The organism is Gardnerella piotii, from assembly GCF_049815665.1.
Taxonomy (GTDB): domain Bacteria; phylum Actinomycetota; class Actinomycetes; order Actinomycetales; family Bifidobacteriaceae; genus Bifidobacterium; species Bifidobacterium piotii.
On record NZ_CP187450.1, the window covers coordinates 954255 to 966317 of the forward strand.

General features: G+C 39.8%; 10 protein-coding genes. All 10 read right to left on the minus strand.

Annotated features, from left to right (window positions below; genetic code table 11):
• Positions 1–88: 88 nt before the first annotated feature.
• Positions 89–646, minus strand: a complete 558-nt coding sequence (locus ACPEIW_RS03965) for a SixA phosphatase family protein (protein WP_425663158.1) — start codon at positions 644–646, stop codon at positions 89–91.
• Positions 647–667: 21 nt separating this feature from the next.
• Entirely contained in the window at positions 668–1768 is a 1101-nt protein-coding gene (locus tag ACPEIW_RS03970; protein WP_101889329.1) for a tRNA (adenine-N1)-methyltransferase, read from the minus strand.
• Between the two features lie 36 nt (positions 1769–1804).
• On the minus strand, positions 1805–2869 hold the full coding sequence (gene tsaD, locus ACPEIW_RS03975) for a tRNA (adenosine(37)-N6)-threonylcarbamoyltransferase complex transferase subunit TsaD (RefSeq protein ID WP_020757164.1): 1065 nt from the start codon (positions 2867–2869) through the stop codon (positions 1805–1807).
• Positions 2862–3470, minus strand: a complete 609-nt coding sequence (gene rimI / locus ACPEIW_RS03980; protein WP_425663161.1) for a ribosomal protein S18-alanine N-acetyltransferase — start codon at positions 3468–3470, stop codon at positions 2862–2864. The genes tsaD and rimI overlap by 8 nt, the downstream gene beginning before the upstream one ends.
• 20 nt (positions 3471–3490) lie before the next feature.
• The gene (tsaB, locus tag ACPEIW_RS03985) at positions 3491–4285 is read right to left on the minus strand and encodes a tRNA (adenosine(37)-N6)-threonylcarbamoyltransferase complex dimerization subunit type 1 TsaB (RefSeq protein ID WP_425663163.1); all 795 of its coding nucleotides are present in this window, start codon (positions 4283–4285) and stop codon (positions 3491–3493) included.
• Positions 4286–4323: 38 nt separating this feature from the next.
• Complete coding sequence (tsaE, locus tag ACPEIW_RS03990) at positions 4324–4887, minus strand: tRNA (adenosine(37)-N6)-threonylcarbamoyltransferase complex ATPase subunit type 1 TsaE (RefSeq protein ID WP_425663164.1); 564 nt, start codon at positions 4885–4887, stop codon at positions 4324–4326.
• Positions 4888–4914: 27 nt separating this feature from the next.
• Positions 4915–5904: a DNA polymerase III subunit delta gene (gene holA, locus ACPEIW_RS03995; protein WP_425663166.1), complete on the minus strand. Its 990-nt coding sequence runs from the start codon at positions 5902–5904 to the stop codon at positions 4915–4917.
• Between the two features lie 191 nt (positions 5905–6095).
• A complete protein-coding gene (locus tag ACPEIW_RS04000) occupies positions 6096–7895 on the minus strand; it encodes a ComEC/Rec2 family competence protein (protein WP_425663168.1) in 1800 nt (599 codons plus the stop codon).
• Between the two features lie 51 nt (positions 7896–7946).
• Positions 7947–8813, minus strand: a complete 867-nt coding sequence (locus ACPEIW_RS04005) for a ComEA family DNA-binding protein (protein WP_425663170.1) — start codon at positions 8811–8813, stop codon at positions 7947–7949.
• A 140-nt stretch (positions 8814–8953) separates the two neighbouring features.
• On the minus strand, positions 8954–11938 hold the full coding sequence (gene leuS / locus ACPEIW_RS04010; protein ID WP_425663172.1) for a leucine--tRNA ligase: 2985 nt from the start codon (positions 11936–11938) through the stop codon (positions 8954–8956).
• Positions 11939–12063 lie beyond the last annotated feature (125 nt).

Sequence of the window (12063 nt, forward strand, 5' to 3'; positions counted from 1 at the left end):
GCTAAACTTATATGCAAATTTATACAGATTATTCGCGTAGATTTATGCAAATTTTATAAGGATTTTATGCAAATTTATGCGTATTTTACTACTCAAAATCCTTTGGACTTATAACACCTAAGGCTTTTGCTCCGCGAAGTCCGCAAGTTACAAAAGGAGAGTCGGAAACTAGCACAACAATCGAAGCGTTAGAAAGCCCAAGTCTCATCGTTCCTAAAACATCTGGGTCGGAATCTGGGGAAGAAAGCCATTGTGCAGCCATCGACATTGTTGGCTCATGGCCTATAATCATTGTTATTTTAGATTCACTCCTAATCTCACAAAGCTCATCCATTACAGACTGCATTCCGCCATCATATAAGCTTTTTCTTGATGCAACTATTGGCGAATCTCCAAACTTTTTAAGCATTTTATGCATTGTTTGCTCTGTGCGATTTGCGCTTGAACAAACAATATAATCTGGAACAAGCTTTAAAGATTTCAAGCCTTTTGCCATGATTTTTGCTTGTTTTATACCTTTATCACTAAGGTCTCTTCCCCAATCATCTCCCATTGTTGGCGGCACCGCTTTTGCGTGGCGCATTAGTAGCAACACATATTTTGCATGCTTTACTTTTTTAACGATTTTTTTAATTGACGCCGCCATTTTAATCTCCTCAGTCTTCAGTTAAGCCTTATTAGGCTTTGGATTTGAGTTAGGCAATTGTGCGATTTGCAAATCTAAATCTCTAAGGACTTTTCTAAGTTTTCTATCGGATATATCTCTAAGAGACAAGTCTTCTAGCTGTTCTGCGCGCTCTTCGGGAGTTAAGTCATCAATATCGCTAACAGTATCTTTTGTAGCACGCTCGCGCTTTTTTAGCGCATTAAATCCTTGAGCCATTGCGCGCGAAATAACCAAAAAACCAGTATGACCTATCATTGCGTGATCTGGTCTAACTGCTAAATCTTGAGCTTTCCAAGTTCTTTCTAACGTTTCTTGAATCTCTGGTTCTGTCCAAACTCCAGAAGCACGCAAACTTTGTGCCATTCTAGACATTTGCGTTGTGGTTGTTACATACGCAACTAATACGCCACCTGGAGCAATAACTCTATAAGCTTGTTCAAGCCTGTTCCAAGGATCAAGCATATCTAGCATAATGCGGTCAAAATAGCCTTCTGGAAGAGACTTTGCTACTGTGTCAAAATCTCCAGTTAAAAGATTCCACCATTTTGGACTTTCGCCATAGTAAATCGTTGCGTTTAGTTGCGCGATTCTAGCAAAATCAGGTCTAAGCTCTATTGTTGTAAGCTCGCCACTTTGACCAACAGCGTCTAAAAGACTTAAGCTCATTGCGCCAGAGCCTGCTCCCGACTCTAAAACGCGCATTCCAGAGCGAATATCTCCTAAAGAAATCACTTGTGCAATATCTTTTGGATACATGATTTGAGCGCCTCTTGGCATAGATAAAACATAATCCGCCAATCGCGGACGCATAACTACATAATCCCATCCGCCTATTGCGCGCGCTGCCATCCAAGGCTTGTTTGATTCTTTAGATGCGTCAAGTTGCTTATTACTGCGCTCAAAATCACGTTTTGTGCTAACTGTTGTTACTACAACGCCTTGAGTTTTGCCAATAACATCGTCGTGCAAAATAATGCCGTGTTCGGTTTGTGTAACTCCGCCTTTAACAAGCTGCGCTGTGATTCGCTTGCCTTTTCTATCGGTGAATTGTATTTTTTCACCAACTTGCAAAACTCCTCTACGCGCATAGCTTTCGTACACAAAACACCTCGCTTATTCTTAGAACGACTTTTACTATTATAAGCTAACGGTTGTAAGTGGCATTGCTGAATCGATTGCAAAATCTGGAGCAGACGGACGAACTCCTGCTTCTACCAAATTCACACCAAGCATTGCCACCATTGCTCCGTTATCTGTGCAAAGCTTCAATTCTGGCAAACGAACTTCGATTCCATGCTCTTTGCCTTGCTCTAAAAGATGCTCTCTAAGTTGCGAGTTTGCGGAGAATCCACCACCAATCAGCAAAGTTTTAGAACCGTATTGCTCGCAGCCCATCATAGCTTTGCGCGAAAGAACATCTGCAACAGAGTTTGCTAAAGATGCACAAACGTCGTCTACTGGTATTTCTAAGCCTTGTGCTTGGCGAGCTTCTACCCAACGCGCAACAGCTGTTTTTACTCCCGAAAAACTAAAGTCGTAAGGATGCTCTTTGCCAGAACGACCTTGCGTAAGTCCTTGCGGAACCTTCAACGTATTTGGATCCCCAAGGCGCCCGTGCCTATCAATATGCGGGCCTCCTGGGTAAGGGAATCCAAGCAATCTAGCTACTTTATCAAAGCACTCGCCAGCTGCATCATCTAATGTTGTCCCAACAACGTCTATGCTACGCGCAATATCGTTCACGTGAAGAAGTGAAGTGTGTCCGCCAGAAACAATTAAAGCAAGAACGTCTTTAGGCACGTCTCCGAATTGCAATTGCGTTACTGCAATGTGTCCAATAACATGGTTTATTCCATAAATCGGCTTTTTTGCGGCACTCGCTAGTGCTTTAGCGCCAGAAACACCAACAGCTAAACATCCTGCTAATCCTGGACCCGCGCTTACTGCTATAGCATCAATATCGCTTAAATCCATATTTGCATCTGCTAATGCTTTTGATACTACTGGCACAAATGCTTCCGCATGCGCACGCGATGCGATTTCTGGTATAACACCGCCGTAGCGCGCATGTTCTTGCATTGAGGATGCTACAACGTTAGAAACTAATGTTCTTCCTTTAACGATTGCGGCTGCTGTTTCGTCGCAAGTTGATTCAATGCCTAAAACTATTGGCTCGCTTGTTTTATTCATTGTTTCACTCATTGTTATCCTCACTTTTAGCACTGTTATAAGCTTCGCTAGATTCTTCTAAGTTTTTTGAGTTTTCTAAATTTTCTAAGTTGTCTAAGTCTTCTATTTGCGCACACATTGTATATGCGTCTATTCCTTCTGGCATATAGTATCTTTTTCGTAATCCCATTTTTGTAAAACCGAATTTTTCATACAGTTTTAACGCTGGATTGTTATTTACTTTAACTTCTAAAAGCATTCGTTTTGCGCCGATTGATTTTGCATTTTCGATCATAGTTTTTAGAAGATTGCTTGCAATTCCTCGCTTTTGATACTCTTTTGCAACACCTATTGTCATTATTTGAGCGTCGTCACCATCAAACCAAAATCCTGCATACCCAGCTACCGTATTTGTGTTTGGAACAACATCTGCATAATACGCGCGCATTGGCGCTTGTAACTCTTGCAAAATCATGTTCTTGTTCCAACATCCTGGCCAAAACAAGTCTGCTTCGATTTTTGCAATTTGAGAAACTATTGCTTCATATTTTGTACAATCAATTTTCTCTATTGCACAGCTTTGACTATTTGATACACAAGCTGGATATTTTGAGCGAGTTATGTCTACAATCATATGCGTACTTCGTTTGAATCCTATTTTTCCGCCACTTTTGTAGCCGCGCCAGATCCTAAAACGTGTTTCAACGGGTTTGGAACAGATACGTCTGGTCTTCTTAAATAAAGTGGTTCAATAACGTCTTTTTGACTTGCGCACAACTTAAATATCTCTAATCCTTTTACGCCTAAATCAAGAGCACTCACTTCGGTGATTAAGCATATATTCTCGATTTTATTCCAATCTTCAGCGTATTTTTTAGCACCATGACCCGCAACGCAAACGCAATAATCGCAAATATTATTTGATTCAAAATATTGATTTACTCTATCAACAATATTTGCAGGATAATCAATATCCATTTCTATTACTTCGCAACCACTATCGTCGTATAAACTCATATAAACTTGGCGTCTTCTAGCGTCATTTAACGAAAGAACATACATGTGTTTAGCTACGCAAGATTCATTATTTTCGACTATTTCGCTATTAGAGATAACGCCATTTTTAAGCGATTCTTCAAAAGCTCCAGAACGAATCATTAAGCTTTGAGGCAGCAAACTGTTGCATCCTAGAATCTTTGCGTTATTCGCAAAAGCAATCGCCTTAGCAGCAACTAGTCCAGCTCGTAAACCAGTAAAAGGAGCAGGGCCTACTCCAACTACAATCTCATCTATTTGATTAAGCTCTAGTCCAGCATTTTTTACTGCAAGATCAATGTTTACTTGCAATCTTTCAACATGAGTGCGAGAATCCGTTTCTATTATCGGATTATGCCCCACAACTCCAACTGTTGAACCGTACGACGTGTCTATAATCAGCGTATTGCTCATTTTCATTCCTTAAATTGACTAACCAATTTAGCTTACTCTTAATCAAGAATTTTTAAGCGATCACACCAGTCTCCCCCAACTGGAACAAGCGTTACAACGCGATTTCCTTCGCTCGTAAACTCATTTGATTCGCTTTTATCAATCGGCCTATCAATATGAACTTCAAGACGAACATCTGCAAGAACGCCTGCCATTTGCTCTCCCCATTCCATAAGCACAACAGTTCCATCTCCTGGCTCTTCCAAAGCTTCGTCTAATCCAAGTGATTCAAGCTCATCTAAAAGCCTAGAAACAGTGTCTTGCCCTGGAGCGTAATCTTTTCCGCCAAGCCTGTACGCGTCTACGTGAATAAGATTTGCTGCTTTTCCGTTAGAAAACGTGCCTTTAAGCTCTCTAGCAATAGTAAAAGTTGGCGAAACTATTGGCTCTTTTATTCCCAATCCTTTGCCAAATCCTTTAGCAAACGTTGTTTTTCCAGCACCAAGAGGACCAGAAAGCAAAATAACATCTGTTTCATGCACTATTTTTGCGATTGACTCGCCAAGATCTTGCATACACGAATCACTTGGAATTACAAGCTTTTTAATATTATGATTTTCCAAAATCGCACACTTTCGACTTAATTTAATTTAACGACCACGCAAAGCAATCATGCTAATGCATTTTTCTAAAGCGTAATCAGCATCGCTCGTTCCACCTTTGCATTGCTCATCTGCCCATGCTAAACACATAAAACACTTACGAATCCCATTCTCACTCCATCCACCTAAATCTCTCATAGCCATTTTTAACGCCCACGGATTCACTTTTGCTTGCGCGTTAGAAATTTCTCCGTTTTTAACTGCTATAGCTTTTGTAATTATGCGCATTTTTACAGCTAATGCTCCAATCAACGCTATAGGGTCAACGCCTTGTAAAACCGCTCTTCTTGATGCAAGAATAGCTTGACCAGCGTTTCCTTGTGCAGCTTTATCTGCTACAAAAAATCCAGTTACTTGCGGATCAGATATTAAGTATTGGTCAACTATTTTTAGCGTGATTGGGTTATCTTCAAAATCAAAACAAAGCTGAGAACAAAGAGATGCTAACTGGTCTGTTTTCCCGCCTAAAACCTCTACGATTCGCACAGCGGCTGCAGGCTCTACTTTGCGATTTTGTCTTTCAAAAAGACTTAGTACAAAATTCAATCTTGCATCGTCTTTTTTAAGATCTGGAACAGTTATTTTGTTTGCGCCAACTTTTTCTAGCTTTGTAACTATTGACTTTCCTTTAACGCCACCTTCGTGTCGTGCAATAACCCAGCAATCATTTATATTAGATTTTGCATTAGTTTTTGATTTAGATTTACTAGCGCAAAACTCTATTATTGCTTCGACTAAATCTTCATTAGCTTGCTCAAGATTATTAATAACAACAATTGTTCCACTAGAAAAAAGTGATGGACCTGTGGCAGTTACAAAAGCATATTTATCGGCATTCAAAGCGTCTAAATTTACAACATCTGCATCTGGGTATGAGCCTAATATGCGCGTTTTTAAGTCGCGAGCGTTCAAATCATTCAAATACGCATCCCCACCAACTACAATCGTAAGTGGCGCAAAGTTCTTTAACGTTTGCATACGTACCCCTTAATGCTAATGTTTTGCAACTTAATGCTAATGTCTTGCAAGTTAGCTAATCAAATCTACCATTAATTCGATTATTTTTAGCTATTTAACACATCTAATAATTGTACAAACTATACAAAACTTAAGATGATTGACTATAAATTGACTATAAAAATTGCTCAAAATCATCACTTGCACAAAAATCATTCAAAAAGTTCAACCGAATCATCTACAAGATGCTTAAAGCGATTTGACTTTGCTTGAGCGTAAATCTTAAACGAATTATAAAATTCTTTATTTTTAAGATACTTATTAATAAAAAATGCACACAAAAATACGCTAAATTCAACAAACCACGCAAGCCACGCACCTAATGGCCCAGAAACCCATGGAATAACTCCGATTTGTAAATCTCCAAGATTCCAAGCACAATTTGCCATAATGTTTGTTCCAATAGAAGAAATATTAGCGAAAAATAGCGCAATCGAGTAATTCCAGCACGCGCAAACAAGTGACAAAAGCCCAAAAATCGTTGCAAAATCAACAAAAGGAGCAACAAGTAAGTTCGCTATAATAGATATAAAAGAAACTTGAGGTTGCATTAATATTTGCACAGGAAGTGTAAAACATTGAGCACACAATGTAATACTTAATGCGCTTGCAATACTAGACGGCATATATCTTAAAAAGATTCTTCTTAAAGGCATTCCACAAACAATTATTCCAAAAGTTGCACACACAGAAAGTGCAAACGCATAATCCCACGCAAACTTAGGGCAAACAAATAAAACACCTATAACAGTTAAGCTTAATGCGCTAGCCGATTGATACGCTCTAGAAAGTAAAAATGCGATTGAACAAATAATGCCCATTATAAGTGCGCGTAAAACCGAAGCAGATGGGTATACAATAAGTGCTAAAGAAACATTTCCCAGTATTTCCAGAAACGCACACAGCCATTTTGGAGCAAGAAAATATAAGCAAACTTTACGAATCATTGCTGCAACAAGCAAAAAGTGGCCTCCAGAAACTGCCATTAAATGCATTATTCCCGAGATCTTAAATCTTTGCTTCATTGTATTTGCATATGCGCTGTCAATTTGACTACTTTTATCTTCATCGTCATTGCTTAAATGCTCTTGACCTAAAAGCCCTACAGTAAGGCCAGGAACGAGCATTTGACCCTGCTCACTTAAATTTCCTGTAACTTTGTAAAATTCTTTATAAAGACTGTTTAGAGCACTTGTTAAAAACCCAGATTTTTCAATCACTTTTAAGGAATTGACTTGATTTTTGCTCGATTTATTTTCCTTACTAAACTTAGATTTATCTTTTTTACTAGCTTTAGGAATTTGAATTTCCACGTTATTTGCGCCAAATTTAGAAATACCAATCTTTGCAAAACTGCTAATCGTATAGCCGTAATTAATTGCTTTACAATCTGGATTAAAAGCGTAAAGCTTCGCACTTGCAAAACTCGCATGTTTTTGCACAACGTCATTTTTACCTTTTGTTTCAACACTTTTAACACTTACATTAGCTATACAATCTCCTCTAAAAGAAGGGGATGTTCTTAAAGGAGATGTTATTTTCATAACCACTTTAGCGCTTTTAGAATCGCCATTTTTACCACCATCATAGCTTTCGCTTCTAGCACTTTCGCTTCTAATAACAGAAAAAACAGGATCTAGTTCTTCTAAACATTGCGTAATCGAACAAATCATAAATGAAGCTAAAAATGCGCACATAATCGCATAAAAAGTTTGCTTGTATTTGGTTATTCCTAAGCGCCTCAAAAATGTAACTTTAAACATGCCATTAGCAAATACGCAATAAAAACATATAACAACAAACGCAAAAGTGGCAAATATTGTATACGCTAAAACTTGATTACTTTTGCATATAAATCTTGCGCATAAGCATCCAAGCCACATTGCAAAAGCAATTGGAACAAGTCTAAAATCCTTGTTTCCATTTTCAAAATTCCAATAAAATTCTTCCATTTTACGCCTTAAACAACAAAGTTATAAAACAAACCTATAGATAAACTATTCTCAACCAACACAAATCATCGATTTAATCTTTGCAAAAGTTTTGGGACCAATCCCATTGACTTGCATAAGATCTTCTACACGCTTAAAAACACGCAACTTTTTACGAGTATCTAATATTCTTTGAGCCATTTTTGGCCCTATGCCTTTTATTGCTTGTAATTCTTCCAATCCAGCACTATTTATATTTATGCATTCACTTTTATTTTGAATATTTTTGCTTCTATTTTGACTATATTCACTCTTATTTTTTTCAATCAAATCTTGATTTTTGCCAACACTCTCAACGCTTTCTTCATCTTTTTTTAATTCACTTTTATGATTAGCGCTCACTTTTGATTTATTATTTGATTCGCCTTTTGATTCATCCTTGCCATCATCTTTAGCATCATCTTTAGCATCTGACTTATTGTAAAAATCAACTTGCTTATTAGAATGATTTTTTGATTTTGCACTAGCGTTATATGCATAAACCTTGCTATAAGTTGCATATTGACTTATTAACATTGTTAAACTACAAGATAAACAAACAACTAAAATCAGCATTATTGCTAAAACATGAGCAGGCTTTATAGCCAATCTAACATGATTCTTCACTCTTGCTTCGTTGCGCTTATTAAAATCATCAACTTTTAATGAAGAACTATTAGCATTAGCAGCAAGGTCTTTCAAAGCGAGCGCACGTTCTTTAGTTTCGCTATCTAAAACACAAGTTTTATAGTCTAAAATATTCAAATCATCTTTTTCATGCTGTAAATCTTTAGCTTCTCTATAAGAATCACTAATATCGCTGCTTTCTTCACTAACATAATTGTTCAAGCCACTAATCGCATCAAGCCTTTCCAAAACACTACGACTCGTTTTATGCACCTTTAATCACCTCCTTTTGTTATTCATAATCATTCATAAAAAAAAGATGCTTACCTCCACTATTAAATGAAGATAAGCATCTTTCAAGTAAAATTAACCAATGTGGTTAAAGGCTATTTTGCCTAGAAAACATTGAGTTTTCAGCTTTCGTCTGGCACAATAGACACAATCTTTGGAGCCTTCACAATCACTTTGCGCGGAGCTTTACCACCCAAGCGATCAGCTACAGCTTCCAACGCAAGCTTTTCTAGCTCTTCGGCCTCAATATTCGGGTCAACTTCGAGCTTTGCGCGAACTTTGCCCTTGATTTGCACAACAGCTGTAACAGTATCTGCACCAACATAGCGAGAATCTGCAACAGGCCAATTTGCGTGAGCAATCGACTTAGTATGCCCAAGCTTGCTCCACATTTCTTCGCAAATATGCGGAGCAATCGGAGAAAGCATAAGAACAAGCGGCTCAACTGCTGCTCGAGGCACGCTAGGCAAAGACGTTAAGTGATTATTCAACACAATCAGCTTAGCGATTGCAGTGTTTGGACGCATTGCTTCCATTTCTACAGTCACTTCGGCAATAGTGTTGTTAAGAAGCTTTAGTGTCTTTTCGTCGAGCGCATCTTCTGTTACTACGCAAGCGCCTGTTTCTTCGTTAACAACGTTACGCCACAAGCGTTGCAAGAATCTCATGCCTCCAACAACGTTACGCGTATTCCATGGACGAGATTCAGAAAGCGGACCCATGCTCATCTCGTACAAGCGGAACGTATCTGCACCGTAATTTTCGTACATGTAGTCTGGAGTCACAATATTCTTTAGGCTCTTGCCCATTTTGCCAAACTCGCGATTCACGCTCTCGCCGTGCCATGTAAAGGTTGGCTCTCCAGCGCCGTTATTAGCGCCTTCTTCAACTTCGTCTGCTGGAACGTACTGTCCACGCTCATCCGTGTACGCATAAGCTTGAATCATGCCCTGGTTAAATAGGCGATGGAACGGCTCAGCAGAATCCACGTAGCCCAAGTCATAAAGCGCTTTATGCCAGAATCGCGAGTAAAGCAAGTGCAAAACTGCGTGCTCTACGCCACCAACATAAAGGTCAACGCCGCCAGAAACATGTTCTTTACCAGGACGATTCGTACCCATCCAATAGTCGTATTCGTCGCTGTCAACCATATGCTCAACGTCGTTTGGATCCAAATAACGCATGTAATACCAGCATGAACCAGCCCAGTTTGGCATAGTGTTGGTGTCTCGATAGTAGGTTTTTACACCGTCACCAAGATCGAGTTGAACTTTAACCCAATCATCATTTCGACTCAACGGCGCTTCTGGCTCCGAGTTTGCATCGTCTGGAGCATAAGTTTTCGGCTGATAGTCTGGAACGTCTGGCAAAGCAATCGGAAGCTCACTATCTGGAACTAAGTAAGCAACACCATCCTCGTCGTAAACAATTGGGAAAGGCTCACCCCAGTAGCGCTGCCTAGAGAACAGCCAGTCGCGAAGTCTGTAAGAAACTCTGCCAACGCCTACGCCTGCTGCTTCAATCCAAGTCGTAACTTTTTTAATAGCTTCATCTACGCGCAAACCGTTAATAGACAAGGCATCGCCAAGCTTATTAGTATGCTCCACAGAAGAATTGATAACAATTCCGTCATGAGAAACAAATGGAGCTTTGCCATCATAATCTTCTAACTTTTCGCCAGAATCAGGCAAAGGCTTAACAGTGTAAATCACAGGCAGGCCAAAAGCTTTAGCAAAATCATAATCGCGCTGATCGCCGCCTGGAACTGCCATAATTGCGCCCGTTCCGTAGCCCATAAGCACATAATCTGCAACAAACAGTGGAAGTTTTGCACCAGTTACAGGATTAATTGCATAAAGACCAGTAAACAAGCCAGTTTTTGCTCCAGCATCTTCCGTGCGATCTTTAGCAGTCTTCGCACGAGCTTGAGCTTGATACTCTGCTAAACCTTCTTTAAGATTTGCGTATCCACCCTTCCAACTTTCTGGAACGTTTGCACTCCAGGCTTCTGGAATGTGCTCAAGAATCGGGTGATCTACAGAAACAACAGCAAAAGTAGTGCCAAAAAGCGTGTCTGGACGAGTTGTGTACACTTCCAAATCGCGAGTTTCGCCATCTGCACAAGGCACTTCAAAATGCACGGAAGCACCGTGAGATTCGCCAATCCAGTTTCGCTGCATAAGCTTAACTTTTTCTGGCCAATCAATCGTATTCAAATCTTCAACCAGGCGATGAGCGTAAGCCGTAATTCGCATGGACCACTGGCGAAGATTGCGCTGGAATACTGGGAAGTTTCCGCGCTCAGATTTGCCTTCTGCGGTAACTTCCTCGTTTGCAAGCACAGTTCCCAATCCCGGGCACCAATTTACAGGAGACTTAGAAATATAAGCAATACGGAAATCGTTTAATACGTCTGCTTGCTCTACTTTGCTAAGTTCTTCCCACTTTTTGCCTGCAAAACCAGGAATTTCGCGCTTTTCACTCTTAAACTCATCAACAAGCTCACAAATTGGACGAGCAGAACCCTTTCCGCCATCTTTGCGCACAAAATCAGGGTTATACCAAGCGTCGTAAAGCTTTGAGAAAATCCATTGTGTCCAACGAACGTAGTTTGTATCAATAGTTGCAAAAGACCTACGATCATCAAAGCTTAATCCCATGCGATGCAACTGCCTGCGCATATTTGCAATATTTGCCTCAGTAGTGATGCGAGGATGCTGACCAGTTTGCACAGCGTACTGTTCTGCAGGAAGTCCAAAAGCGTCGTAGCCCATAGCATGCAAAACGTTCTCGCCCTTCATGCGGTGATATCGGCTTACAACATCCGTTGCCAAATATCCAAGAGGATGCCCAACGTGCAAGCCCTTACCAGAAGGGTACGGGAACATGTCCATTGCAAAGAAAGAAGGGCGACCGTCGGCATTCCTGCCTTCGCCATCCTTCAAATTGCCCTTAACATTAGCAGCCCAGAATGTGCCTTGCTCATCCCAGGTTTTTTGCCAGCGCTGCTCAATATCTTGTGCGAGTTGCGCATTGTAACGAAAAGCTGGCTCAGCGATTGTAGCTTTATTGTCAGCTGTTGCATATTGTTGATCGTTGTCTTCCATAAACAAGCACTATAGCGACTCATATCGTCAATTTGCAACACTTTTTACAACTTTTAAGCATATTTTATTGTGTTTTTTGAAAGTTTTAATGCATAATTCACAAAATACTATTATTTAGCGTTTTT

Excerpts from the sequence above, each read along its gene's own strand:
- leuS (WP_425663172.1), bottom strand. The coding sequence starts at position 11,938 with ATGGAAGACAACGATCAACAATATGCAACAGCTGACAATAAAGCTACA.
- rimI (WP_425663161.1), bottom strand. The coding sequence starts at position 3,470 with ATGATTGTAGACATAACTCGCTCAAAATATCCAGCTTGTGTATCAAAT.
- tsaB (WP_425663163.1), bottom strand. The coding sequence starts at position 4,285 with ATGAGCAATACGCTGATTATAGACACGTCGTACGGTTCAACAGTTGGA.
- ACPEIW_RS03965 (WP_425663158.1), bottom strand. The coding sequence starts at position 646 with ATGGCGGCGTCAATTAAAAAAATCGTTAAAAAAGTAAAGCATGCAAAA.
- tsaD (WP_020757164.1), bottom strand. The coding sequence starts at position 2,869 with ATGAGTGAAACAATGAATAAAACAAGCGAGCCAATAGTTTTAGGCATT.
- ACPEIW_RS04000 (WP_425663168.1), bottom strand. The coding sequence starts at position 7,895 with ATGGAAGAATTTTATTGGAATTTTGAAAATGGAAACAAGGATTTTAGA.
- holA (WP_425663166.1), bottom strand. The coding sequence starts at position 5,904 with ATGCAAACGTTAAAGAACTTTGCGCCACTTACGATTGTAGTTGGTGGG.